General features: G+C 66.3%; 22 protein-coding genes and 1 tRNA gene. 11 read left to right on the top strand and 12 right to left on the bottom strand.

Features of this window, described 5'->3' with window-relative positions; translation table 11 throughout:
- Positions 1 to 936, top strand: coding sequence for an NADP-dependent oxidoreductase (locus tag HDC95_RS05165; RefSeq protein WP_259062146.1), 936 nt, complete (start codon positions 1 to 3; stop codon positions 934 to 936).
- A gap of 31 nt (positions 937 to 967) precedes the next feature.
- Here the strand turns inward: HDC95_RS05165 and HDC95_RS05160 are convergent, their stop codons facing one another.
- Entirely contained in the window at positions 968 to 1,624 is a 657-nt protein-coding gene (locus tag HDC95_RS05160; protein WP_259062145.1) for a hypothetical protein, read from the bottom strand.
- Between the two features lie 235 nt (positions 1,625 to 1,859).
- Here HDC95_RS05160 and leuA point away from each other — a divergent pair, with 235 nt between their 5' ends.
- On the top strand, positions 1,860 to 3,614 hold the full coding sequence (gene leuA, locus HDC95_RS05155) for a 2-isopropylmalate synthase (protein ID WP_259062144.1): 1,755 nt from the start codon (positions 1,860 to 1,862) through the stop codon (positions 3,612 to 3,614).
- Here leuA and HDC95_RS05150 read toward each other — a convergent pair.
- On the bottom strand, positions 3,611 to 4,297 hold the full coding sequence (locus tag HDC95_RS05150; protein ID WP_259062143.1) for a trimeric intracellular cation channel family protein: 687 nt from the start codon (positions 4,295 to 4,297) through the stop codon (positions 3,611 to 3,613). The two genes, leuA and HDC95_RS05150, sit on opposite strands and share 4 nt — an antisense overlap.
- A 36-nt stretch (positions 4,298 to 4,333) precedes the next feature.
- On the opposite strand from HDC95_RS05150, the gene recO reads away from it, so the two are divergent.
- The gene (gene recO, locus HDC95_RS05145) at positions 4,334 to 5,077 is read left to right on the top strand and encodes a DNA repair protein RecO (RefSeq protein ID WP_259062142.1); all 744 of its coding nucleotides are present in this window, start codon (positions 4,334 to 4,336) and stop codon (positions 5,075 to 5,077) included.
- Entirely contained in the window at positions 5,074 to 5,871 is a 798-nt protein-coding gene (locus HDC95_RS05140; protein WP_259062141.1) for an isoprenyl transferase, read from the top strand. The genes recO and HDC95_RS05140 overlap by 4 nt, the downstream gene beginning before the upstream one ends.
- On the opposite strand, the gene HDC95_RS05135 is transcribed toward HDC95_RS05140, so the two are convergent.
- Entirely contained in the window at positions 5,817 to 6,425 is a 609-nt protein-coding gene (locus HDC95_RS05135) for an AAA family ATPase (RefSeq protein ID WP_259062140.1), read from the bottom strand. The two genes, HDC95_RS05140 and HDC95_RS05135, sit on opposite strands and share 55 nt — an antisense overlap.
- A gap of 52 nt (positions 6,426 to 6,477) precedes the next feature.
- Here HDC95_RS05135 and HDC95_RS05130 point away from each other — a divergent pair, with 52 nt between their 5' ends.
- On the top strand, positions 6,478 to 7,179 hold the full coding sequence (locus tag HDC95_RS05130; protein ID WP_259062139.1) for a DsbA family protein: 702 nt from the start codon (positions 6,478 to 6,480) through the stop codon (positions 7,177 to 7,179).
- Here the strand turns inward: HDC95_RS05130 and HDC95_RS05125 are convergent.
- Positions 7,176 to 7,670 (bottom strand): glutathione peroxidase, encoded by a 495-nt coding sequence (locus HDC95_RS05125; protein WP_259062138.1) that lies wholly within the window; start codon positions 7,668 to 7,670, stop codon positions 7,176 to 7,178. The genes HDC95_RS05130 and HDC95_RS05125 overlap by 4 nt on opposite strands.
- A gap of 61 nt (positions 7,671 to 7,731) precedes the next feature.
- Here HDC95_RS05125 and dusB point away from each other — a divergent pair, with 61 nt between their 5' ends.
- From dusB to HDC95_RS05100, 5 genes are all read left to right on the top strand, one after another.
- A complete protein-coding gene (dusB, locus tag HDC95_RS05120) occupies positions 7,732 to 8,886 on the top strand; it encodes a tRNA dihydrouridine synthase DusB (protein WP_259062137.1) in 1,155 nt (384 codons plus the stop codon).
- Positions 8,879 to 10,270 carry a deoxyguanosinetriphosphate triphosphohydrolase gene (locus HDC95_RS05115; RefSeq protein ID WP_259062136.1) on the top strand — a complete coding sequence of 464 codons (1,392 nt, stop codon included), beginning with the start codon at positions 8,879 to 8,881 and terminating at the stop codon, positions 10,268 to 10,270. The genes dusB and HDC95_RS05115 overlap by 8 nt, the downstream gene beginning before the upstream one ends.
- Positions 10,270 to 12,129, top strand: a complete 1,860-nt coding sequence (gene dnaG / locus HDC95_RS05110) for a DNA primase (RefSeq protein ID WP_259062135.1) — start codon at positions 10,270 to 10,272, stop codon at positions 12,127 to 12,129. The genes HDC95_RS05115 and dnaG overlap by 1 nt, the downstream gene beginning before the upstream one ends.
- 36 nt (positions 12,130 to 12,165) lie before the next feature.
- Positions 12,166 to 12,942 carry an ATP-binding cassette domain-containing protein gene (locus HDC95_RS05105; RefSeq protein WP_259062134.1) on the top strand — a complete coding sequence of 259 codons (777 nt, stop codon included), beginning with the start codon at positions 12,166 to 12,168 and terminating at the stop codon, positions 12,940 to 12,942.
- 94 nt (positions 12,943 to 13,036) lie between these two features.
- A tRNA-Asn gene (locus HDC95_RS05100) sits at positions 13,037 to 13,112 on the top strand.
- Positions 13,113 to 13,302: 190 nt separating this feature from the next.
- Here HDC95_RS05100 and HDC95_RS05095 read toward each other — a convergent pair.
- Complete coding sequence (locus HDC95_RS05095; protein WP_259062133.1) at positions 13,303 to 13,845, bottom strand: septum formation family protein; 543 nt, start codon at positions 13,843 to 13,845, stop codon at positions 13,303 to 13,305.
- A 120-nt stretch (positions 13,846 to 13,965) separates the two neighbouring features.
- Positions 13,966 to 14,532 carry a peptide deformylase gene (def, locus tag HDC95_RS05090; protein WP_259062132.1) on the bottom strand — a complete coding sequence of 189 codons (567 nt, stop codon included), beginning with the start codon at positions 14,530 to 14,532 and terminating at the stop codon, positions 13,966 to 13,968.
- Positions 14,533 to 14,594: 62 nt separating this feature from the next.
- Between def and HDC95_RS05085 the strand changes: the two genes are divergently transcribed.
- Positions 14,595 to 15,698 carry a DMT family transporter gene (locus tag HDC95_RS05085; protein WP_259062131.1) on the top strand — a complete coding sequence of 368 codons (1,104 nt, stop codon included), beginning with the start codon at positions 14,595 to 14,597 and terminating at the stop codon, positions 15,696 to 15,698.
- Here HDC95_RS05085 and pgl read toward each other — a convergent pair.
- From pgl to tkt, 6 genes are read right to left on the bottom strand one after another with little or no spacing between them, the layout of a single operon-like run.
- A complete protein-coding gene (gene pgl / locus HDC95_RS05080) occupies positions 15,692 to 16,471 on the bottom strand; it encodes a 6-phosphogluconolactonase (RefSeq protein WP_259062129.1) in 780 nt (259 codons plus the stop codon). The genes HDC95_RS05085 and pgl overlap by 7 nt on opposite strands.
- A 5-nt stretch (positions 16,472 to 16,476) precedes the next feature.
- Entirely contained in the window at positions 16,477 to 17,412 is a 936-nt protein-coding gene (locus tag HDC95_RS05075; protein ID WP_259062127.1) for a glucose-6-phosphate dehydrogenase assembly protein OpcA, read from the bottom strand.
- Positions 17,409 to 18,956 carry a glucose-6-phosphate dehydrogenase gene (zwf, locus tag HDC95_RS05070; RefSeq protein WP_259062125.1) on the bottom strand — a complete coding sequence of 516 codons (1,548 nt, stop codon included), beginning with the start codon at positions 18,954 to 18,956 and terminating at the stop codon, positions 17,409 to 17,411. Before zwf ends, HDC95_RS05075 begins: the two co-directional genes overlap by 4 nt.
- Positions 18,957 to 18,978: 22 nt before the next feature.
- Positions 18,979 to 20,586, bottom strand: coding sequence for a glucose-6-phosphate isomerase (locus tag HDC95_RS05065; protein WP_259062124.1), 1,608 nt, complete (start codon positions 20,584 to 20,586; stop codon positions 18,979 to 18,981).
- Complete coding sequence (tal, locus tag HDC95_RS05060; RefSeq protein WP_259062123.1) at positions 20,583 to 21,695, bottom strand: transaldolase; 1,113 nt, start codon at positions 21,693 to 21,695, stop codon at positions 20,583 to 20,585. Before tal ends, HDC95_RS05065 begins: the two co-directional genes overlap by 4 nt.
- Positions 21,692 to 23,794: a transketolase gene (gene tkt / locus HDC95_RS05055; protein ID WP_396652662.1), complete on the bottom strand. Its 2,103-nt coding sequence runs from the start codon at positions 23,792 to 23,794 to the stop codon at positions 21,692 to 21,694. Before tkt ends, tal begins: the two co-directional genes overlap by 4 nt.
- Positions 23,795 to 23,940: the final 146 nt, after the last annotated feature.

Below are 23,940 nucleotides of genomic sequence, written 5' to 3'. Positions count from 1 at the left end.
ATGGCCGAGCACTGGACCGCGACGGACTGGGGCTCGACGGAGCACTGGAAGTTCGTCCCGTACGACGCACCGACGCCCGGACCGGGCGAGATCACGGTGCGCGTTCACGCAGCGGGGATGAACCCAGCGGACCGCAAGCACGTGTCCGCCCCGCGCCTTGGCGTCGCGATGCCCGTTTCGATCGGCTACGAGATCTCCGGCGAGATCACGGCGATCGGACCGGACACGATCATCGGGTCCGGCCCTGCGCAGATCGGCGATGAGGTCCTCGCCTTCCGCATCAGAGGTGGCTACGCGACAGAGGTCACGATCCCCGCGGAGAAGGCGTTCGCGAAGCCGCCCGCGCTCACCCATCCGGCCGCCGCGAACCTGCTGCTCGCCGGCACGACGGCGGCTGAGATGCTCACTGTGACCCGCGTTCAGGCGGGTGAGACGATCCTGCTGCACGGTGCGTCAGGAGCAGTCGGGGTGAGCGTACTGCAGCAGGCCGCGCACCGCGGTGTGCGCGTGATCGGCACTGCGAGTGCAGACCGTTTCGACGAGGTGCGCCGGTTCGGCGGCGTCCCCGTCGCCTATGGGGAGGGCCTCGTCGACCGCGCACGTGACGCTGCCGATGGCGAGATCTCTGCGGCGCTGGATGCTGTGGGTACCGACGAAGCGGTCGATGTGTCGCTGGAACTCGTCGCCGTTCGCGACCGTGTCGTCACGATCGCGGCGGCGGCACGCGCCCGCGCGGAGGAGTTCCGTTGGATCGTCGGCTCCGCGCCGGACAGTGCCCGCTTCCGCGACAGCATCCGGGGCGAGCTCGTGAATCTCGCGGGGCGCGGGATGCTGGAGGTCCCGGTCGCTCGCACGTATCCGCTGGCCGAAGCGTTGGAGGCGACCCGGTTCCTCGCCGAAGAACACCCGGGCGGAAAGATCGCCCTGATCCCGTGAGCCGACCGCCGTGCCACGCAGGGTACGGCGGCTACCGGGTCTCGGGGCTCCAAAGCGCCGAGCGTATGACGACGACGTCCTCACCGAAATCGGCATCTGCCGCCTTCTGCAGTGTGCCGTCATCCCACACCACATCGACGACCAGATACCCGTTCTCCACGCCGCTTGCGAGCAACACCTGAGAATCGAGCAGATCGCTGATCTTCTCCTGGACGTCCGCGAGTGCCGTCTCGCTCGTGGCGCCGGGGTTATCGGGGGTCGACACTGGTCGCTCGATCGTGTCGAACAGCGCTAACGGGATCGGCGTAGTCGTTGGCGTGATGCTCGTGCCGTCGTAGGCTCCGGTGAACCCGAAGACGCCCCATCGCGTGGTGCCGGACTCGTCGTCTGGCTCGACATCGTTCCAGGTCCATCCCTCGAGGGCAACGCCGACGCACTGCGGCGGGTACGACTCCATGACCGCGCCGAGGCAGAGCTGCGCGGCACCGTCTGCATCGATCACGGTCCCGGTAGCGATGACGTCGCCGGTCGGCGGCTTCGGCGACTGGGACTCCAAGCTGTACCCGGTATCGGAACTGCTCGGAGCGGGAGAGCCAGGCGCAGAGGCGCAGCCGGCGAGCAGAAAGAGGGCGCAGGTCGCTCCGAGTGCGACAGCGCGCGCGGCCAGCCGTGTGGATGCAGTGTCCATACTCTTCAGTGTCCGCCGCGACGCGATCGTCTCATTCCTCTTGGATGCAGGTTCGCCGCATACCGGAGTTGGTGAGTGGAGCGCGCTCGGGTGTACTCTGATGCCATGCCTTTCGGCGGTCTGCTTCTTCTTAGCTGCCGCGACGAGTCCTAAAGCTAGGGCCTTCCTCGTCGCGGCGCTTGTGTTGGCCCGATCATTCTGACCCGCTCAGTAAGACGAAGAGAAGAAGCCCATCATGCAGAACTCCCAGCGCCCGTCCGCGATGCCGATCCACAAGTATCGACCGTTCCACGAGCTGATCACCGTCGATCTTCCCGATCGCACCTGGCCGTCCAAGCGGATCACCGAAGCGCCCCGCTGGTGCGCCGTCGATCTGCGCGACGGCAACCAGGCACTCATCGACCCGATGTCACCCGAGCGCAAGCGTGTGATGTTCCAGCTGCTTGTCGACATGGGCTACAAGGAGATCGAGGTCGGATTCCCGTCCGCCAGCCAGACCGACTTCGACTTCGTGCGCCAGCTCATCGAAGAGAACCTCATCCCGGACGACGTCACGATCCAGGTGCTGACGCAGGCGCGCGAGCATCTCATCGAGCGCACGTACGAATCGATCGCCGGGGCGAAGCAGGCCATCGTGCACCTGTACAACTCCACCAGCATCCTGCAGCGCGATGTCGTCTTCCGCACCGACAAGCAGGGGATCGTCGACATCGCTCTCGAGGGCGCTCGACTGTGCCGCGAGTACGAGAAGCGCATCCCAGAGACCCAGGTCTACTACGAGTACTCTCCCGAGAGCTACACCGGCACAGAACTCGAGTTCGCGCTCGACATCTGCAATCAGGTGATCGAGGTGTTCGAGCCGACACCGGATCGCAAGGTCATCATCAACCTGCCCGCTACGGTCGAGATGGCATCGCCGAACGTCTACGCCGACTCGATCGAGTGGATGAGTCGTCGTCTCGCACACCGCGAGAACATCATCCTGTCGCTGCACCCGCACAACGACCGCGGCACGGCGATCGCAGCGGCCGAGCTCGGTTACATGGCCGGCGCCGACCGTATCGAGGGATGCCTGTTCGGAAACGGCGAGCGCACCGGGAACGTCGACCTCGTCGCCCTGGGGATCAACCTGTTCACGCAGGGCATCGACCCGCAGATCGACTTCAGCGACATCGATCAGGTCAAGCGCACGGTCGAGTACTGCAACCAGCTGCCTGTGCCCGAGCGCAGCCCCTGGGCCGGCGACCTCGTGTTCACGGCCTTCAGCGGCTCGCATCAGGACGCCATCAAGAAGGGCTTCGAGGCCATGGCCAACGAGGCTGCGGCGAAGGGCGTCACGGTCGATGAGATCGAGTGGGCAGTGCCGTACCTGCCCATCGACCCGAAGGACCTCGGGCGCTCGTACGAGGCCGTCATCCGCGTGAACTCGCAGTCAGGCAAGGGCGGCGTCGCATACCTGCTGAAGACGGACCACGCGATCGACCTGCCGCGCAAGCTCCAGATCGAGTTCTCCGGCGTCGTGCAGTCCAAGACGGATGCGGAGGGCGGCGAGGTCACCAGCGACCAGATCTGGTCGATCTTCAACGACGAGTATCTGCCGTCGGATGACGCGGATGCGAAGTGGGGGCGTTTCGAGCTGCTCGCAACGCAGACGCGTAGCGACATGTCCGGTGACGTCGTGCTCGACGTCACGCTGCGGGACGAGGAGCAGCAGCACACCGTCTCCGGCCACGGCAACGGTCCTGTCGCGGCGTTCGTCGAGGTGCTGCGCGCGCAGGGCTTCGACATCACGGTCTACGACTACGTCGAGCACGCGCTCAGCTCTGGCGGCGATGCGCAGGCTGCCGCCTACGTCGAGCTGCAGGTGGGCGATCAGCGGTTGTGGGGCGTCGGCATCGACGGCGACATCTCCACGGCATCGCTCAAGGCGATCGTGTCCGGCGTGAACCGCTCGATCCGCACGCGTCAGCCGGAACTCGCCGCCGTCTAGGGCTTCACGATCGGGATGGTGCCGGTCTCTGCCGCCACTTTGCGGCGGTAGAGCCGGCGCTGCTCCGGCAGTGACACGTCGAAGATCACGGCCAGCACACGGATCACGGCGGTCACGATGAGTCCGATGACGCCGGCGATCGTGATGCTCACGCCGAACGCGTGCACTGTGACGATCACGCTGCAGCCGAGAAGAGCGGCGACGGCATAGAGCGATCCGACGTGCATGATCGCGACGGGCAGCCCCATGATGACATCGCGCAGGATGCTGCCCCCAACGGCGGCGCAGGCGCCGATGAAGACCGCAGGCACAGGTGGAACACCCAGACCTAGTGCCTTGCTGGTGCCAAAAGCACCGAACATACCGATGACGACGGCATCGAGACCCACGATGACGGCGTTCGCCCGGTTCAGAAGACCGGCCAGCAGCATGCCGAAGATGGCAGCACCGGCGGCGGTGATGAGATACCAGTTGTTCTGCAACGTCGCCGGTTGCTGCCCCAGCAGTAGATCGCGGATGAGGCCTCCGCCCATGCCGATCAGGATGCCGATGATCGCCACACCCAACAGGTCGAGTCGGCGCTGGCCCTGGAATCCTGACGCGAACATCGCGCCCTGGATACCGCCAAGGCCCACGCCGAGCAGGTCCGCCCAGAGCGGAATAGTGAAGAGCGGTTCGGTCACACGGCCATTGTCTCGCGGACGGAGGATAATCGGACAGTGCCCACCTATCGAGATGAAGCGGTGATCCTGCGCACTCACAAGCTCGGTGAGGCAGATCGCATCGTCACCATGCTCTCCCGCCGCAACGGGAAGATCCGTGCGGTGGCGAAGGGTGTGCGGCGCACGTCGTCGAAGTTCGGCTCTCGGCTCGAACCCTTCATGGTCGCCGATCTGCAGCTGTACCAGGGCCGATCGCTCGACATCGTGCAGCAGGCGGAGTCACTGGGTGCGTACGGCGCCGAGATCGCTGCACACTACGACCGCTTCACCTCGGCCAACGCCATGGTCGAGACCGCCGACCGTCTGAGCGACGCCGAGGCGACCCCGCAGCAGTATCTGCTGCTCGTCGGAGGCCTGCGGGCGCTCTCTCGCGGCGAGCACGCCCCGCGCAGCATCTTGGATTCGTATCTGCTGCGTGTGATGGCGCTGTCCGGCTGGGCGCCGTCGCTGAGCGACTGCGCGCGGTGTGCCGCGCCGGGGCCGCATACCCACTTCATCGGTCAGCTCGGCGGACTCGTCTGCGCGAACTGCGCGCCGGCCGGCAGCCCTCGTGTCTCGCAGTCCACTCTGCAGTTGCTTCGCGCTCTCATGCAAGGGGAGTGGGATGCCGTGGACGCTGCCCCGCACGCCGAGACCGCCGCGGCATCCGGACTCGTGTCGGCGTACGCGCAGTTCCACCTGGAACGCGGCATCCGCTCGCTCGCCCACATCTCAGACTCGTCTCGAGAGGAACCTCGTTGACCCCGAAGCCGTACACGCACAAGGACGCCGTCGCGTATCGTCCGCTGGACTGGACCGGCGTGCAGCCGCCCGCGTTCGGCAAGGTTCCCGAGCACGTGGCGATCGTGATGGACGGCAACGGCCGGTGGGCAAACAAGCGCGGCCTCACTCGCATCGAAGGCCACAAAGCAGGTGAGGAGGTACTGCTCGACGTCGTCGCCGGTGCCATCCAAGCCGGCGTGAAGCATCTGTCGGTGTACGCCTTCTCGACCGAGAACTGGGCGCGCTCGCCCGAGGAGGTGCGCTTCCTGATGGGGTACAACCGTGACGTGCTGCATCGGCGGCGCGACCAGCTCAACGAATGGGGCGTGCGCATCCGGTGGGCCGGGCGAAAGCCACGGCTGTGGGGGTCAGTCATCAAGGAGCTGCAGCGCGCCGAGGAGCTCACGAAAGAGAACGACGTGCTGACCCTCACGATGTGCGTGAACTACGGCGGGCGCGTCGAACTCGTCGACACGATGCGCTCTCTCGCGGGCGAGGTGGCAGCAGGTCGACTCAAGCCCAAGGCGATCACCGAGAAGATGATCGGCCGTCACCTGTATGTGCCCGAGCTGCCTGATGTCGACCTGTTCCTGCGCAGCTCGGGGGAGCAGCGCACCTCGAACTTCCTGCTCTGGCAGTCGGCGTACGCCGAGATGGTGTTCCTCGACACGCTCTGGCCCGACTTCTCTCGGCAGGATCTGTGGCGTGCGATCGAGATCTACGTTTCGCGCGATCGCCGCTTCGGCGGCGCGGTGGACGCCCCCTCCGCCTGAACACGCAGCCAGCGCTCCGTCTCGCACGGGTGCCGCAGGCGGACGATCATCAGATGCGGGAATCGCTCTCGAACCCCTGGCATCTTCTCAGTCCAGAACCCGCGGGTCTTGGTCTGCCACGCCAGGATGTTCTCCTCAGGGTCGCGGGTCGCCAGCAGCTTCCAGATCGGCTTCTCGACGTTGCCGTTGTACATCTCGGTGCGAAGGATGCTGCGCCCGAGCGTGCGGCGGATCAGCCGTGAGCGCACCACTCGATACGGGTAGTCGAGCCAGATCGCGAGCTGAGCGCGCGGCGTCATGATCTGGTCCGTGCCCTTGCTGGTGTACTGCCACTCGGTGACCCAACGCTCTGTTGCGGCGAACGCGCGCACGTCGTCGAGGAACTCGGGTCGTGGCGTCCAGTCCGGGCCGTGGAAGAGCGAGTCGATCTCGGTGTGCTCGAGCGACCAGAGATTCGCGAGCCGCCGGGCAAGGGTGGTCTTCCCCGAGCCCGTGACCCCGGCGATCAGCACGCGCTCCGGGCGGAAGGGGAGCGGGTCATCGGCGGAGAGCATCCGAAGATGCTATCAACGGAATACTCGGGCGCTCGAGGCGGTTTCCAATGAGGTGAGCCAACCTATATCGATTGACATCTGGTCCGACATCGCCTGCCCCTGGTGCTACATCGGCAAGCGCAACCTCGAAACAGGTCTCGCGGCGGTGACCGCCGATGACGACGCTCCTGAGGTCACTGTGACCTTCCACTCCTTCGAACTCTCACCCGACACTCCCGTCGCTTTCGACGGCGATGAGATCGACTTCCTCGCCGGCCACAAGGGCATGCCTCGTGACCAGGTGCAGGGCATGCTCGACAATGTCACCGGCATCGCCAAGAAGGCGGGGCTGGAGTACCGCTTCGATCTGCTGAAGCACACGAACACGGTCAAGGCGCACGAACTGCTGCACCACGCCAAGGCAAACGACCTGCAGCATGAGATGGAAGAGCGCCTGATGTCGGCCTACTTCACCGAGGGCAAGCACGTCGGCCGTATCGACGATCTCGTCGAGCTCGCCGTCGAGGTCGGGCTGGATGCCGACGCCACGCGTGCAGCGCTGGAGAGTGACCAGCACCTTCCCGCTGTGCGTCAGGACCAGGAGCAGGCTCGCGCCTACGGCATCCAGGGCGTGCCGTTCTTCGTCATCGACGGTCAGTACGGTATCAGCGGTGCCCAGCCTCCCGAGACGTTCGAGAACGTGCTGCGTGATCTGTGGGCCAAGCGCGGCGAGACCGATGAGGTGGCCGACCACGCCGAGGAAGCCGCGGTCTAACGGACCAGGGCGCCCTCGATCGCTTCGACGATCTCGGGGGCGTCCGGCTTCTGCTTCGGACGGAAGCGCTTGACCGAGCCGTCGGGCAGCACGAGGAACTTCTCGAAGTTCCATTCCACGCGGCCGGCCTTGCCACCGGCATCCGGGTTCTCCTTGAGCGCCTTGTAGAGCTCGGTGGCCTTCTTGCCGTTGACCTTGACCTTGTCGTTCACGGGGAAGCTCACGCCGTACGTTGTGGAGCAGAATTCCAGGATCTCTTCCACCGAGCCCGGCTCCTGACCCATGAACTGGTTGCTCGGGAAGCCCACAACGCTGAAGCCGCGGTCGCCGTAGGCGCGCTGCAGCTGCTCCAGCTGCTCGTACTGCGGCGTGAGGCCGCACTTCGACGCCACATTGACGACGAGCAGCACGTCTGCGCCGAAGTCGTCAAGCGTCGTCTCGGCGCCGTCGGCGTCTGTGAACGGGATCTTGCGCACGCTGGTTTCGGTCATATCCACAGCCTATGACGGGGTGCGGCGCCGAGGGTCGCAGGGGTGGGAGAATGGAGGGGATATGACTCTCGCTCCCGCTCCCGCCCGCGCTCTGCGCATCGGCCCGATCGACCTCGACGTGCCGGTCGTGCTCGCACCCATGGCGGGCATCACGAACACTGCGTTCCGTCTTCTGTGCCGTGAGTACGGCGCCGGTCTCTATGTCAGCGAGATGATCACGTCTCGCGCGCTGGTGGAGCGCAACGACACGACCATGCGGCTCATCCGTCATCACGAGAGCGAGACACCGCGGTCGATCCAGTTGTACGGCGTCGACCCGAAGACGATCGCCGAGGCCGTGCGCATCATCGTGGCCGAGGATCACGCCGACCATGTCGACCTGAATTTCGGATGCCCGGTTCCCAAAGTCACCCGCAAGGGCGGGGGAGCAGCGCTGCCGTGGAAGACGAGCCTCTTCGCCGAGATCGTCGATCAGGCGGTGAAGGCGGCCGGAGACATTCCGCTGACGGTCAAGATGCGCAAGGGCATCGATCCCGATCACCTCACGTTCCTCGACGCCGGCCGCGCCGCAGAGGATGCCGGAGCCGCTGCCGTGGCGCTGCACGCCCGCACCGCGAGCGAGTTCTATTCCGGTCACGCAGACTGGAATGCGATCGGCGAGCTGAAGCAGGCCGTCACCAGCATCCCGGTTCTCGGCAACGGTGACATCTGGTCGGCTGACGACGCCGTGCGGATGATGGCCGAGACCGACTGCGACGGGGTCGTCGTCGGGCGCGGATGCCTCGGCAGACCATGGCTGTTCGGCGATCTCGCCGCGGCGTTCGGCGCCGTGTCGCGTCCGGTCGACGCGACACTCGGCTTCGTCGCGGATGCGTTCCGCAGGCACGCCGAGCTGCTGGTCGACTTCCTCGAGGATGAGGATCACGGATGCCGCGACATCCGCAAGCACGTCGCCTGGTACTTCAAGGGTTATCCGGTCGGCAGCGATATCCGCACCGGGCTCGCCACCGCCCAGAGCCTTGCGCACATCGACGACCTGCTCGGTCAGCTCGATCGGGATGCGCCGTACCCCGGTGCGGATGCCGAAGGCCAGCGCGGTCGTGCCGGTCGCCCCAAGCGTCCTGCTCTGCCCGACAAGTGGCTGGAGTCGCGTGATGTCGCCGCTGAGACCGGCGAGATGCTGCGCGGAGCGGAGATCGAGAACAGTGGTGGTTGACCGCTCAGCGGGCTCAGCCGCTGCACGGACGGACGGCTACGGAGCACGCGACACCGCGCGCTTCTTCAGCGAGCAGCACCGATCTGAACGCGATGACTTCGCCCGGGACCGCGCACGCGTGCTGCACTCTGCTGGCCTGCGCCGTCTCGCGGCGAAGACGCAGGTGCTGAGCCCTGCGAGCACCGCCGACTTCGCCCGCAATCGCCTGACGCACTCGCTCGAGGTGGCACAGGTCGGTCGTGAGCTCGCCGGAGCGCTCGGTGTCTCGGCCGATGTCGTTGATACAGCCTGCCTCAGCCACGATCTGGGGCATCCTCCGTTCGGCCACAACGGAGAGCGAGCTCTGAATGAATGGGCTGAGCCGATCGGCGGATTCGAGGGCAACGCGCAGTCGCTGCGCATCCTCACGCGCCTCGAGACGAAGGTCCTCGATGACGACGGACACTCCGTCGGGTTGAATCTCACGCGCGCGAGCCTCGACGCCACATGCAAGTATCCGTGGACGGTCGACAGCCCGCTGCCAGATCCTGGCGGGCGTCTGAAGTTCGGCGTCTATCCCGAGGATGAGGCCGTGTTCCGATGGATGCGCGAAGGCGCGCCAGGGCGTCTGCGCTGCATCGAGGCGGAGATCATGGATCTCTCCGACGACATCGCCTACTCCGTCCATGACTTCGAGGATGCGATCGTCAACGGGTACCTCGACGTGGCAGCGTTGTCCGACCCGAAGGAGCACGGTGCGCTCGTCGGTCGGGTGCAGCAATGGGTCGGCTACGACTTCACGCGTGAAGAACTCGCGGACGCGCTGTACAGGCTGACGAGCCAGCCGGTGTGGCTCAAGTCGTTCGACCGCTCTCGGCCTGACCTCGCCGGGTTGAAGAACCTCACCAGCGATCTGATCGGCCGTTTCGCGCGTGCCGCCGTCGCAGCTACCCGCGAGACCTACCGCGGGCGAGTGCTGGCCCGGTACAGCGCTCACGTCGTCGTCCCGCGCGTTGTGGAGGCGGAGATCGCCGTGCTCAAGGGCATCATGGGCCAGGCGATCGTGACGATCGATGCGCGCAAGGGCGTCTACAAGGAGCAGCGGCGAGTGCTCAAGCGTCTTGCCGATGCTCTCTGGTCGACCGACGCCCTCTGGACGGCGGGAGCCGACGTGCTGGAGCCGGCGTTCGCCGCTGACTTCCATGACGCGTCGTCGGATGCGGAGCGCGCGCGTGTGGTCGTGGACCAGATCGCGAGCCTGACGGATCAGACAGCGCTCGACTGGCACAGCCGGCTCGTCGGGGATGTCGACCCCGCAGAGGTCGGGATCTGGTCTCCGCGCCACATCCGGCCGCGTCCTCGCACGCACGACGCTGAGCGGGCCGTCGCCGAGAGGGCGCACTGATGCCGAGGATCCGCCAGGCAGACGTGGATGAGGTCAAGGCTCGCACGAACATCGGCGACATCGTCGGGGAGCGCGTCGCACTGAAGTCCGCCGGGGTCGGCTCTCTCAAGGGCCTCTGCCCGTTCCATGACGAGAAAAGCCCCAGCTTCCACGTCAGGCCTCAGGTGGGCTACTACCACTGCTTCGGCTGCGGAGAATCCGGCGACGTGTACTCGTTCCTGCGCGAGATGGATCACGTCAGCTTCACGGAGGCCGTCGAGCGGCTCGCCGGCCGCATCGGGTACACCCTGCACTACGAGGATGGCGGTGCGGCGCCGGAGACCAGCGGCCGCAGTCGACTCTATGCGGCCAACGCCGCGGCGGCGGAGTTCTTCCGCAGCCAGCTGCTGTCCGCCGAAGCGGAGACGGGGCGGAAGTTCCTCGGCGAGCGCGGCTTCGATGCCGGCGCCGCAGCCCACTTCGGTGTAGGTTATGCGCCGCGCGGATGGGAAGGCATGATGAAGGCCCTCACCGCGCAGGGCTTCACCCGCGATGAGCTGCTCGCCGCCGGGCTCGTGTCGCAAGGACAGCGCGGGGTGTACGACCGGTTCCGTGGCCGCCTGGTGTGGCCGATCCGCGACGTCACCGGCCAGACCATCGGATTCGGCGCTCGCAAGCTCTACGACGACGACCAGGGGCCGAAGTACCTGAACACCCCGGAGACGATCATCTACAAGAAGGCGCAGGTGCTCTACGGGCTAGACCTGGCCAAGCGCGACATCTCCCGCGGGGACCCTCGCCGGGTCGTGGTGGTCGAGGGGTACACCGACGTCATGGCGTGCCACCTTGCGGGTCTCACGACGGCTGTCGCGACCTGCGGCACCGCATTCGGCGCTGAGCACATCAAGGTTCTGCGCCGCGTGATGGGCGACGACAACGCGTCGGGTGAGGTCGTCTTCACCTTCGATGGCGATGAGGCGGGCCAGAAGGCGGCGCTGCGCGCCTTCACAGAGGACGACCGCTTCAACGCGCAGACCTTCGTCGCCGTCGCCCCCAACGGTCTCGACCCGTGTGATCTGCGGCTTCAACGCGGCGACGCCGCCGTGCGCGGACTCATGGACGCCAAGGTGCCGATGTTCGAGTTCGCGATCGACCGCCGGCTCGCCGGTTTCGATCTCGCCACCGTCGAGGGGCAGGTCGGCGCACTGCGCGCGGCAGCCCCGATCGTGGCTGAGATCCGCGATCGACTGCTGCGCCCGGGGTACGAGCGGGTGCTCGCACGACGTCTTGGCATGGATCCGACCGAGGTGCGCGCGGAGGTCGAGCGTGCCGCCAGGGGAGCGAGCCATGCGCCGGCACGACGCGAGCCGGTGGAAGCCGCACCGGAGAGCTCAGAGCCCGTGGCGGTCGTACCGGTGACGCTGGCCAATCTGCCGCGCACGGCGGATGTGGCACTGGAGCGCGGCGCGCTGATGGGTGCGCTGCAGTATGGGCATCAGGTCGACCAGGACACGTTGACACGTGCATTCGAGGCGCCGTTCCGCCACCCGGCATTGGAGGCGATCCGCCAGGTCATCGTGGCCACCCCTGATCGCACGCGTGCCGGGTGGGCGATGGATGCTGTGAACGCTGTGCGCGAGCCATATCGATCGCTGGCAGGAGAATTGCTCATGTCGCCGTTCCCCGCGCGCGACGAGGAGGGCGCCGCCCGGTCGACAGCAGATCTCTGCCGGCGTATGATCCTGCGCAACCTCGATCGGGAGAAGAACGAGCTGCTCGGCGCTGTGCAGAGGGTACCGGCGGGCTCGGACGGGGGTCGAGCGCTGCGGATGCGGCTGCGCGGTCTCGACATCGAGCGTCAGCGCTTCACCGAGTCGTAACGGGTCGGCTCGCCGATCCGGGAGAGGATGGAACCTATGTCCCGCCGGCAACACTCCTCCCACGCGATCGACTGCTCCGACCTGGTCATCGACCGAATCGGACACGGCGCTCCCACACGCGCCGTCGACGGTGTGACGTTCGCGCTGTCTCCCGGAGACCTCATCTGCGTCGCCGGTCCTACCGGATCGGGCAAGTCGACGCTGGTGGCAGCACTCGCCGGCTCGACTGACCCGTCGGTGCGGATCGTCGGTGGCAGCGCTGAGGTCTGCGGGGTGAACGTGCGAAAGCCAGGGCGGCGACACCGTGAGCTGACGTATCTCACAGGGTTCATCCCGCAGGGCGCTGGTGCAGACCTTCCGCCCACGCTCACCGTGAGTGAGGTGATCGCAGAGCCGATCCTCATTCGCGAGAAGCGCGTCAACAGCAAGGCGCTCTCCATCCGCATCGCGACACTGCTGGACGAGCTGCATCTGCCTCTCGGCACGGCAGCGAAGTTCCCGTACGAGCTCAGCGCCGGGATGCGTCAGCGCGTGGCGATAGCGCGTGCCTTCGTGCTCGAGCCTCGAGTGCTGATCGCGGATGAACCGCTTGCCAACCTCGATCTCGAGGTGCGGCCGGTCGTGTTCGACGCGATCACCAGGCGCCGCAGGGAGCAGGGGATGGGCGCGCTGCTCGTCACCAACAATGCCGCGTTCATCCGCGAACTCAACGCCGAGACGCTGATGCTGCGCGCCGGCCATGTGGTCGCCCGTGGAGTCGGCAAAGACCTGCTGTGGGTTCCCAACGCCGAGGCGGACTCGCTCGGCCGCTGACCGCTGACCGACACGCCCGAGCGGGGCGCCCGGTGTCACGACCACCCTCGGGTGTTTGCTAAGATTGTGGAGTTGCTTCGGCGACGACGCCTGATCCCCAATAGCTCAATTGGCAGAGCAGCCGACTGTTAATCGGCAGGTTATTGGTTCGAGTCCAATTTGGGGAGCCAGTTCAGAAGGCCCCGTCTTGTACGGGGCCTTCTGCATTCCGGTCGGCTTTTTCGGACCGATGGGAGCTTTTCGCAGACTTCCGATGTTCGAGACGTGCGAGAACCTCCCGTCGACATCAAAGTGGCGCCCCGAAGTGCAGAAGAGGCTCCGTCCGTCCGGACGGAGCCTCTTCTGCACTTCAATCGATGATCAGCGTGCAGCGCCCTTGAGCGAGCCGGTGACCTCCAGCGACGCCTGCGGGTCCGCGGGGTCGGGCTCGTAGATCACGCACTGCACGAGACGGTCGTCCGCCTGCGTCCAGGTGTCTTCAGTGGGGGTGAGCCACCAGAAGTCGAGTGCGGAGTCGTAGTAGTCGATGCCGACGAACTCCGAGAATGCAGGAACGCACTGGGCCTCGACCTCTGCGGTGATCTCGTCGTCGCTCGGAAGATCGCCATCGGCGAGGTCGAACTCGAAGAAGACCTCGTCTGTGTGCGGCTCGGAGCACGGAACGACATCGGTGTCGGTGATCTCACCGGAGGTGTCGGTAGCCGGCATGCAGTCGCCCACCTTGAGCGAGAAGATGTCGATGTTCGAACCCTCGGTGACCTCCCCGGTGTCCTCATCGCGCTGAGCGTCGTTGCCGCCGCCCACGATCAGGCTGTTGATCGCGCTGCAGCCGGTGAGCGCGATGCTCAGCGCGAGAGCTGTTCCCGCGAGTGCGAGTGCGCGTCGCTTGCGCAATCTCATCATGTGAGTTCCCCTCCGAGGACTTGGTCGCCGGCGGTCACCCATGTTTCCGCCCCATCGGAACCGTACTCATGCCGAACCTGAGACGCAACTTCGAATCAGTTATGCCCGGGCTGTACGGATTCAGGCGTCGAGATCGTCGACTCCCGGCATCCAACTCACGCCCGGTTTCCCCCAGCCGCGTTTGCGAGCGATCTTCTGTACGCTCTTCCAGTCACCGTCGGAGAGGCGATCGATGTACAGGATGCCGTCGAGATGATCGAACTCGTGCTGCATGATGCGAGCGCGCCATCCGTCGACCTCGATACGCACGGACGCGCCGTCCAAGTCGACCGCGGTGACGAGCACACGATCGGCACGGCGCAACGGGAATCGCTCACCGGGAAAAGACAGGCAGCCCTCGGATTCCTCGTCCGGGTCGGGAGCGCCCGGCTCAGGCGGGGACATCCACAGAACCGGATTGATGAGCACCCCGCGCCAGGGCTGATCGTCATCGTCGACATATGAATACGTGTAGATGCGAAGCGGCACTCCGACTTGAGGGGCGGCGAGACCCACACCGGGAGCGGCGTCCATGGTCTCGAACATGTCGGCGACCAGCGTGCGGATCTCGTCGTCGATCTCGCCCACGGGCGATGCGGGGGAGTGCAGAACGGTGTCGCCCATGATGCGAATCGGTAGAACAGCCACGCCACAACTCTACTGCGAGCCCCATGCCCGGTAATGTTCTCCCTGTGAGTGTGGGGATATGGATGACAGCGGCTGACGTCAGTGAGCAACTCGTCGGTGTGTTCGAGAACCCCAAGCTTCTGCTCGGAATCCCCTTGGCGCTCGCGGGCGCTGTCTTCATGTCGCTCGGCGCGCAGTACCAGCACCGCGGTGTGGAGAAGGTGGAGAGACTCAGCGGGCAGGACGGGGCAGCGGGACTCAGCGGCCAGCAGCTCAAGCGACTGCTGGCCCGTCCCTCATGGCTGATCGGCACTCTCATGCTGGGTCTTGCCATCATCTGCCAGCTCGCCGCGATCTCGATCGCTCCTCTGATCGTGGTGCAGCCACTGGGCGCGATCGCATTGGTGATGACGACACTGCTCAATGCGCGTATCTCAGGGCACGCTCCGACCAGACAATCGCTGATCGCGATCGGCGCCTGCGTCGGTGGGGTCTTCCTGTTCGTCTTCTTCGCGGCGCTGTTCGCCACCGAGAAGACGATCACCAACACTGAGCTGTTCACGATCCTCGCGATCCTGCTCGTGGTGATCATCGTGCTCGGCGGTGGGTGGCTGATACTTCGGCATCGCATGCGCGCACTGTTCTATGTGGTGGGTGCCGGCATCCTCTACGGTTTCGTGGCGACGCTCGCGAAAGCGGTGATCTCGCGAGTGCAGGCCGGAGAGTTCGACTGGATCACACTCGTCTGCGTGATCGCTCTCGTCGCCGCATCAGTGGTGGGCGCCTACTTCGTGCAGACTGCCTACAGCTCGGGCCCGCCCGACCTGGTCATCGCCGGCCTCACCGTCGTCGACCCTCTCATCGCGGTGCTCATCGGTGCGCTCATCCTCGGCGAAGCATCCGCCGCTCCTACCTGGGTGATCTACGTCTTCGCCGTCGCCGGCGCGATTGCCGTGTGGGGAGTCGTCGGACTCGCCAGATACCACCCCCAGGTGCTCAGTGAGAGCCAGGAACTCGGAATACAGCGAGGGAGCAATGGCGGACGAGATCGAGGGGCAGGAGCGCCCTCGACCGGCTCTGGAGCGTCGCGCGGCTCCGAGGCGACCCCCGGCTCAAGAACGTCGTCCGGCTCCGGCTCCGGTCCCGCGCCCGGACAGGAGACCGGGAGCGAGTTCCGCGATCAGTAGATCTGGTCGATGAGGTCTTCAGAGACCTCTGATGCCGCTGCCTGATCGACGAAGAAGATCGTGCGCTTTCGCCCCTTGGCACCGGCTGCAGGCACGTTCGTGTAGCTGGCGCCCGCGAGGGCGAGGCCGAGCGCCGAAGCCTTGTCGGCGCCTGTGAGCACCAGCCAGACGCGCTTGGAGGAATTGATCACCGGACGGGTCAACGTGACGCGTTCCGCTGGCGGCTTCGGAGCGTCGCGAACAGGGAGCACCGCAGCATCCGTTTCGGTGACCTCTGGCCGATCGGGGAAGAGCGAAGCGATGTGGCCGTCGGGACCGACGCCGAGGAAGCAGACCGCGAACGACGGCCAGGCCTGCTCTTCATCGCCGAACCTCGCGAGTTCCGCGCCATACGCCTCTGCGGCCTCATCCAGCGTGAGTCCGCTGTCGGCGGCAGCGACTTCATGGATGTTCTCTGCAGGCACCTCGATGTGATCCAGCAGTGCCGTGCGCGACTGCAGCGCATTGCGGTCCTGATCGTCACCGGCGACGAAGCGTTCGTCGCCCCACCAGAAGTGCACCAGCGACCAGTCGATCCGGTCGGCCTTCGGGTGCGTGGCGACGGCGCGAAGTACCGTGCCGCCCATCGAACCGCCGGTGAGCGCGACGTGCGCGATCCGACCGCTTCGCGTGCGTGCTTTCACGCGGGTGATGAACCGATCTGCGACCCGCTCGGCAAGTTCCGCAGCCGTCGGCTCGACCACGACCAGCTTCTCTGCGGATGATGCCTGCATGTCGTTCACTCCCCGGTCTCGGGCGGACCCAGCTTCTCCCAGCCCTCGGTGATCACTCGACCGTACAGCACATCGGGATCCAGACGGCGCAGCTCCTCTGCCAGGCACTCCCTGAGGGTGCGGCGAGGCAGATGCAGGTCATGGTTCGGCTGGCCGGGCTGAGTGAGCACGGCATCGCCGGGAACAGGGCGCTCCAGGCGGATGTCGCCGCTCGCGCGGCTCAGCCGAACCGACTTGATGCCTTCGTCCCATTCTTCGCGCTTCTCATACGCCCAGCGGACCGGAACGTCGAGGGCGAGCTGCAGCCATGCGGCGAGCAGCGCAGTGGACGGCGAAGACGCCGCACCGCGCACCTCCACGGCCGCCACCTCTTCGAACGGGGGCTGGTCGAGCACGGCGGCGAGCTGTTCGCGCCAGTGCGTGAGGCGCGTCCACGCGAGGTCGGTGTCACCAGGAGCATGCGAACGCCCGAGGGACTCGATCTGTGCGCGCACGTCGGTGGCGGTCGCCGCGTCGGTGATTCGACGCTGCGCGATGCGCCCCAGCGGTGTGTCGGACGGCTCCTTCGGAGCGTCATCCGGCCACCATGCGACGACGGGGGCGTCCGGCAGCAGAAGACCCGTGAACAGGCTCTCCTGGTTGCTGGCCGCAGCGCCGTCCGCGCGGAGCACGACGACCTCGCTCGCGCCGGCGTCACCGCCGACGCGGATCTGGGCATCGAGACGCGCGTCGCCGTCGCGTTCGGTGAGGACGATAACGCGCATCGGATGCTCTCGCGACGCGTCGTTCGCGGCTTCGATGGCCTCTTCCACCATCTCCTCGCGTGCGGCGATGACCAGAGTCAGCACTCGACCGAGTGCGACGGCGCCGCCCTCTTCGCGCATCTTGACGAGATGTTTCGCGACCTGGCTGACAGTCGTATCGGGAAGGTCGATGATCACGGTCGTCTCCAGACTCGTCCGTCGCGGGCCAGGAGGGCGTCGGCGGAAGCCGGGCCCCAAGAACCGGGCGCGTACTGCTCGACCGGCGTGTCCTGCGATGCCCAGTACTTCTCCACGGGGTCGAGGATCTTCCAAGACAGCTCGACCTCTTCATGGCGGGGGAACAGAGGCGGGTCGCCGAGAAGCACGTCGAGGATGAGCCTCTCGTACGCCTCAGGACTCGCTTCGGTGAAGGCGTGACCGTATCCGAAGTCCATCGTCACGTCGCGCACGTTGCTGCCGGCGCCGGGAACCTTCGATCCGAACCGGATCGTGACTCCTTCGTCGGGCTGCACGCGGATGACGAGCGCGTTCTGACCCAGTTCGGCCGTGTTCGCGCGGCCGAACAGGTGCTGCGGTGCGCGTTTGAAGACCACGGCGATCTCCGTGACACGTCGGCCGAGCCGTTTGCCTGTGCGCAGGTAGAACGGAACATCGGCCCAGCGCCGCGTGTTGATGTCGAGCTTGATAGCGGCGTATGTCTCCGTGCTCGACTGCGGGTTCATCCCGTCCTCGTCGAGGAACCCTGTGACCTGCTCGCCGCCTTGCCAGCCGCCCGCGTACTGACCGCGCGCAGTGGCAAGGGAGAGATCCTCGGGAAGGGTCACCGCTGCGAGCACCTTCTCCTTCTCAGCCCGAAGGTGCTCGGCGCTGAGGCTGATCGGCTCCTCCATCGCGGTGAGCGCGAGGAGCTGCAGCAGGTGGTTCTGGATGACGTCACGGGCAGCGCCGACGCCGTCGTAGTATCCGGCGCGACCGCCGACCCCGATGTCCTCGGCCATCGTGATCTGCACGTGGTCGACGTAGTTGCGGTTCCAGATCGGCTCGTACAGTTCGTTCGCGAAGCGCAGCGCGAGGATGTTCTGCACCGTCTCCTTGCCGAGGTAGTGGTCGATTCGGAAGATCGCGTCCGCGGGGAACGCGACCTCGAGCGCCTCGTTCAGATCCCGCGCCGATTCGAGGTCGTGGCCGAAGGGCTTCTCGATCACCACGCGACGCCACCGCTCGTCGCCGTCGTCATCGCCGACCAAGCCTGAGTCCTTCAGCTGCTTCGTGACGACAGGGAAAGACTTCGGCGGAATCGACAGGTAGTACGCGTGATTGCCCATCGTGCCGCGTTCGACGTCGAGCTTCTCGACGGTCTCGCGCAACTTTACGAACGATTCGGGGTTGTCGAACTCGCCGGAGACGAATCGGATGCCCTGCAGCAGCTGCCGCCAGGTCTCCTCACGGAACTCTGTGCGCGCGTGCTGTTTGACCGCGTCGTATACGACCTGAGCGAAGTCCTGATCCTCCCAATCGCGGCGTGCGAACCCGACCAGGGCGAATCCCGGTGGCAGCAGTCCTCGGTTGGCCAGATCGTAGACCGCTGGCATGAGCTTCTTGCGCGACAGGTCACCCGTCACACCGAAGATCACCAGCGCACTGGGACCTGCGATGCGATTGAGGCGACGGTCGTCTGGGTCGCGCAGCGGATTGTGGCCGCGTGATACGGGAACGGTCATCGGCGGGGGATTCTCCTACTGACTACTTCTGGGCGGCTTCGAACAGGGCGAGTACGTCGGCCGAGTCCTCTGTGATCGTCAAGGAGACGACGGGGCGACCGTGCTCGGCGAGCACACCGGCGTCGCCGGCAGCCTGCGCCTGGATGAGCTGTCCGAACGTGAACGGACGCTCGGGGATCTCCAGATCGACATCGGTGCGTTCCAGGATCTGAAGGAACACGCCTTGAGCCGGTCCGCCCTTGTGGTACTGGCCGGTCGAATGCAGGAACCGCGGTCCCCAGCCGAACGTCGTCGGGCGGCCGGAGTCAGCCGCGACAAGCTCGCGAAGGCCCTGCAGCTGCGGCAGCTCCAGGCGGTTGACGTATGCCTGGATCGACACGTAACCGTCTTCCGGCAGCTGTGCCCACAGTGCATCCAGCACTGCTTCGATGTTGCCGGACGCCGCAAGAGCAGGATCGGACACACGGACCTCGATACCGCTCTCGACGAACGCCGGTGCCGTGGGCTCGGGGCGTGCATCCAGAAGACCACGGGTCGCGACCTTGGCGGATTCGACGTCGGGCTGGTTGAACGGGTCGATGCCCAGCAGATGGCCGGCGATCGCGGTGGCGTACTCCCAGACGATCAGGTTCGCGCCGAGCGACCCGCTCACGAGTATCTCGCCCTGGTGACGCTCACGGAGGTGGAACTCGTTCGCATCGTCGACCAGTCGCACGATCTGCAGATCAGCGGGGACGTCGTCCAGCTCCGGTGAGACGGGGAGTAGGACGACGGGCAGGATGCCGGTGCCCTCCTTGCCGGTGGACTCGGCGATGAGCTGCTCGATCCAATCGGGCAGACCGTTGATGTGCGTGCCATCGGTGATCAGACCGAGCTTGTCACGCCGCGGGCTCGTGCCGGCGATCGCTGCACCCAGTCGCAGCGCCGGGTTGTCGGCAGCGTCGACGGCGACCTGCAGCAGCGTGGCCTCGGCCTCGTCGAGCAGTTCGGAGATGTCGGCACCGGCGAGCCCAGACGGCACCAGGCCGAAGGCGGTGAGCGCCGAGTAGCGGCCGCCCACGTTCGGGTCGGCGTTGAACACCCGGTAGCCCGCCTCGCGAGCAGATGCGTCCAGCGGCGAACCGGGGTCGGTGACGACGACGATCCGCTCGACGGGGTCGATGCCGAGATCGCGGAACGCGGCCTCGAAGGTGCGACGCTGAGAATCGGTCTCGACGGTCGAGCCGGACTTCGATGAGACGACCAGCACGGTCTGCTCGAGGCCCTCGTCCAGCGCGGCCAGCACCTGACCGGGTGCCGTCGAGTCGAGGATCGTGAGCGCCACACCGGCTGTCTGCGTGATCACCTCCGGCGCGAGCGAAGAGCCGCCCATGCCGGCGAGGACGACGCGACTCACGCCTTTGGCGTGCAGCTCATCTCGGAGCGCGACGATCTCGGGAACCAGCGGACGCGACACCGACACGGCCTCGACCCAGCCGAGGCGCTTGGCTGCCTCTTCTTCTGCGGCGTCGCCCCAGAGTGTCGAGTCGAACCCGGTGATGCGGGAGGCGATGAGGTCGCCGACGAGCCTTGGGACGACCGAGTCGATCGCCGTCTTCGCGGCGCCCGACGCGTGGAGCGAGAAAGTCATCGCTGCGCCTCGAGCCCCTCGGCCACCTGGGTGAGCAGGTCGTGCCAGGAGTCGATGAACTTCGCGACGCCTTCGTCCTCGAGCACCTGGGTCACATCGGCGAAGTCGACGCCGGCCTTCTGGAGCCCTGCGAAGACCTCGCGGGCCTCCTCATAGCCGCCGGTGATGGTGTCGCCGGCGATGACGCCGTGGTCGAACGTGGCCTCTAGCGTCTTCTCGGGCATCGTGTTGACGACGCCCTGCGCGACGAGCTCGGTGACGTACAGGGTGTCGGGCAGCGCCGGGTCCTTGACACCGGTCGAGGCCCACAGCGGGCGCTGCAGGTTCGCACCGGCGTCCAGGAGCGCCTTGGCGCGGTCGCCTGCGAACATCTTCTCGAACAGCTCGTACGCGAGACGCGCGTTGGCGAGGCCGGCCTTGCTCTTGAGCGCGAGCGCCTCATCCGTGCCTATGGCGACCAGGCGCTTGTCGGTCTCGGTGTCGACGCGCGAGACGAAGAACGACGCGACTGACTCGATCGTGGACAGATCGATACCGGCGGCCTTCGCCGTCTCGAGTCCAGTGAGGTAGGCGTCGATGACTTCGGCGTAGCGCTCCAGGCTGAAGATCAGCGTGACGTTGACGCTGATGCCCGCACCGATGGACTGTGCGATCGCCGGAAGGCCGGCCTTGGTCGCCGGGATCTTCACGAGCAGGTTCGGTCGGTCGATCTTCGTCCACAGCTGCTTCGCCTGCGCGACCGTGCCCTCAGTGTCGTGGGCGAGGTCGGGGGAGACCTCGATCGAGACGCGACCGTCGACGTGTCCCGACTTCTCCCACACCGGGCGGAAGACGTCCAGTGCCGCGCCGACATCCTGGGTGGTGGCCGCGAACACGGCCTCCTCGGCGGTCGCGCCGGAAGCGGCGAGTTCGGTGACCTGCGCGTCGTAGGACGTGTCATCCGGGTTGGTGATGGCGCCGGCGAAGATCGTCGGGTTCGTGGTGACACCCACGACGTTGCGCGACTCGATCAGCTCGGCGAGGTTGCCGGAGTTGATGCGGGTGCGGGAGAGGTCATCCAGCCAGATGCTGACGCCTGCGGCTGCGAGGTCTGCGGTGGGGGTGCTCATGCGTTCTCCTTGACAGTTGCGCGTGCCGCCTCGACGACGGCCTCGGCGGTGATGCCGAACTCCTGGAACAGGGTCTTGTAATCGGCGGATGCGCCGAAGTGATCGATCGCGATGGAGCGACCCTTGTCGCCGACGATGCCGCGCCAGGTCAGAGCGGAGCCCGCCTCGACGGACACTCGTGCGGTGATGGCCACCGGCAGCACCGACTCGCGGTATGCGGCGTCCTGCTCGTCGAACCACTCGAGCGACGGAGCCGAGACGACGCGGGCGTTGATGCCTTCGGCGGCGAGCGTCTCGCGCGCCGTGACGGCGAGCTGCACCTCGGAGCCCGTCGCGATCAGAATGACATCGGGCGTGCCGTTCGGCGCTTCCGCGAGCACGTAGGCGCCCTTGGTCGCGTTGTCGGCCGATGCGAAAGCCTCGCCGGATGCTGCGCCTTCGCCGCGTGCGAACACCGGGATGTTCTGGCGCGTCAGCGCGATACCCGCCGGCCCCGCGTGGCGGCGAAGAAGCTCGAGCCAGACCACCGAGGTCTCGTTCGCGTCCGCCGGGCGCACCACCGTGAAGTTCGGGATGGCGCGCAGCGTAGCAAGCTGCTCGACCGGCTGGTGGGTCGGGCCGTCCTCGCCGAGCGCGACCGAGTCGTGCGTCCAGACGAAGATGCTGGGGATGTTCATCAGTGCGGCCAGACGCACCGACGGACGCATGTAGTCGCTGAAGATCAGGAACGTACCGCCGAAAGCGCGGGTCGGGCCGTGCAGCACGATGCCGTTGATGATCGCGCCCATGGCGTGTTCACGGATACCGAAGTGCAGCACTCGTCCGTACGGGTTGCCCGTCCACTCGTGGGTCGACCACTCGGCAGGGATGAACGATGCGGCGTCCTTGATGGTCGTGAGGTTCGACTCGGCGAGGTCAGCCGAGCCGCCCCACAACTCCGGCAGCTCGGCGGCGAGGGCGTTGATGACCTGGCCGGAGGCCGCGCGGGTGGAGACTTCCTTGCCCGCCTCGAATGCCGGCAGTGCGCTGGTGATGTCAGCGGGGAGATCTTTCGCTTCGAGCCTGTCGAGCAGCGCCTTGCGCTCAGGGTTGGCGGCGGCCCAGGCGTCGAACGACTCCTGCCAGGCGGCGCGGACCTCTGCGGAGCGGTCGGCGAGCGCACGCGTGTGCGCGAGCACGTCATCTGCGACGACGAAGGACTGCTCGGGGTCGAAGTCCAGCACCTTCTTGGTCGCGGCGAGTTCGTCGGCGCCCAGTGCCGAACCGTGGATCTTGCCGCTGTTCTGCTTGCCGGGCGACGGCCAGCCGATGATCGTCTTGAGGATGATGAGCGACGGCTTGTCGGTCTCGCCCTTCGCGGCCTCGACCGCGGCGAGCAGTTCGGCGACGTCTTCGACGTACTCGCCGCTCTTCTTCCAGTCGACCGTCTGCACATGCCAGCCGTACGCCTCGTAGCGCGCGGCGACGTCTTCGGTGAACGCGACGTTGGTGTCGTCCTCGATCGAGATCTGGTTGGAGTCGTAGAACGTGATGAGGTTGCCCAGCTGCTGGTGGCCGGCGAGCGAGCCCGCCTCGCTGGTGATGCCCTCCTGCAGGTCGCCGTCGCCGGCGATCACGTACACGAAGTGATCGAAGGGGCTCGTGCCCTCAGCGGCGTCCGGGTCGAACAGCCCTCGCTCGTAGCGGGATGCGTATGCGAAGCCGACAGCGGAGGCGAGGCCCTGGCCGAGAGGGCCTGTCGTGATCTCCACACCCTTGGTGTGACCGTACTCCGGGTGGCCAGGCGTCTTCGAGCCCCAGGTGCGCAGCGACTTGAGGTCATCCAGCTCGAGTCCGAAGCCGCCCAGGTAGAGCTGGACATACTGCGTCAGTGAAGAGTGGCCTGCGGAGAGGATGAAGCGGTCGCGGCCCAGCCAATCGGTGTCCGCCGGGTCGTGGCGCAGAACGCGCTGGTAAAGGAGGTAAGCGAGAGGAGCAAGGCTCATCGCTGTGCCAGGGTGACCATTGCCGACCTTCTCGACGGCATCTGCCGCCAGAATCCGCGCGGTGTCCACCGCGCGCCGGTCAATCTCTTCCCACTGCAGTTCCGACAAGGTCATGCCCTTTCCAACGATTACGAGGGCGCCCGAATTCCCTGCGCCTCCGCATCGTCACGGACAGGAGCACAGCGCCGGGCGCGCGAGTGTTTTCAGCATAGCGGGGTTGGTTCGTTCACATTACGTCCCGTGATATGTGAGGAAACGGA

It is taken from the genome of Microbacterium sp. AK031, assembly GCF_024807145.1.
GTDB lineage: Bacteria > Actinomycetota > Actinomycetes > Actinomycetales > Microbacteriaceae > Microbacterium.
The sequence above is the reverse complement of the archived record's forward strand: the minus strand, read 5'-3'. Positions and strand labels throughout refer to the sequence as shown.

What these genes read in the sequence shown, in the direction of transcription:
- HDC95_RS05125 (WP_259062138.1), bottom strand. Translation starts at nt 7,670, where the DNA reads ATGACCGAAACCAGCGTGCGCAAGATCCCGTTCACAGACGCCGACGGC.
- dusB (WP_259062137.1), top strand. Translation starts at nt 7,732, where the DNA reads ATGACTCTCGCTCCCGCTCCCGCCCGCGCTCTGCGCATCGGCCCGATC.
- dnaG (WP_259062135.1), top strand. Translation starts at nt 10,270, where the DNA reads ATGCCGAGGATCCGCCAGGCAGACGTGGATGAGGTCAAGGCTCGCACG.
- HDC95_RS05105 (WP_259062134.1), top strand. Translation starts at nt 12,166, where the DNA reads ATGTCCCGCCGGCAACACTCCTCCCACGCGATCGACTGCTCCGACCTG.
- HDC95_RS05160 (WP_259062145.1), bottom strand. Translation starts at nt 1,624, where the DNA reads ATGGACACTGCATCCACACGGCTGGCCGCGCGCGCTGTCGCACTCGGA.
- HDC95_RS05095 (WP_259062133.1), bottom strand. Translation starts at nt 13,845, where the DNA reads ATGATGAGATTGCGCAAGCGACGCGCACTCGCACTCGCGGGAACAGCT.
- HDC95_RS05165 (WP_259062146.1), top strand. Translation starts at nt 1, where the DNA reads ATGGCCGAGCACTGGACCGCGACGGACTGGGGCTCGACGGAGCACTGG.
- leuA (WP_259062144.1), top strand. Translation starts at nt 1,860, where the DNA reads ATGCAGAACTCCCAGCGCCCGTCCGCGATGCCGATCCACAAGTATCGA.
- tal (WP_259062123.1), bottom strand. Translation starts at nt 21,695, where the DNA reads ATGAGCACCCCCACCGCAGACCTCGCAGCCGCAGGCGTCAGCATCTGG.
- zwf (WP_259062125.1), bottom strand. Translation starts at nt 18,956, where the DNA reads ATGACCGTTCCCGTATCACGCGGCCACAATCCGCTGCGCGACCCAGAC.
- HDC95_RS05135 (WP_259062140.1), bottom strand. Translation starts at nt 6,425, where the DNA reads ATGCTCTCCGCCGATGACCCGCTCCCCTTCCGCCCGGAGCGCGTGCTG.
- pgl (WP_259062129.1), bottom strand. Translation starts at nt 16,471, where the DNA reads ATGCAGGCATCATCCGCAGAGAAGCTGGTCGTGGTCGAGCCGACGGCT.
- HDC95_RS05085 (WP_259062131.1), top strand. Translation starts at nt 14,595, where the DNA reads ATGACAGCGGCTGACGTCAGTGAGCAACTCGTCGGTGTGTTCGAGAAC.
- tkt (WP_396652662.1), bottom strand. Translation starts at nt 23,794, where the DNA reads ATGACCTTGTCGGAACTGCAGTGGGAAGAGATTGACCGGCGCGCGGTG.
- HDC95_RS05065 (WP_259062124.1), bottom strand. Translation starts at nt 20,586, where the DNA reads ATGACTTTCTCGCTCCACGCGTCGGGCGCCGCGAAGACGGCGATCGAC.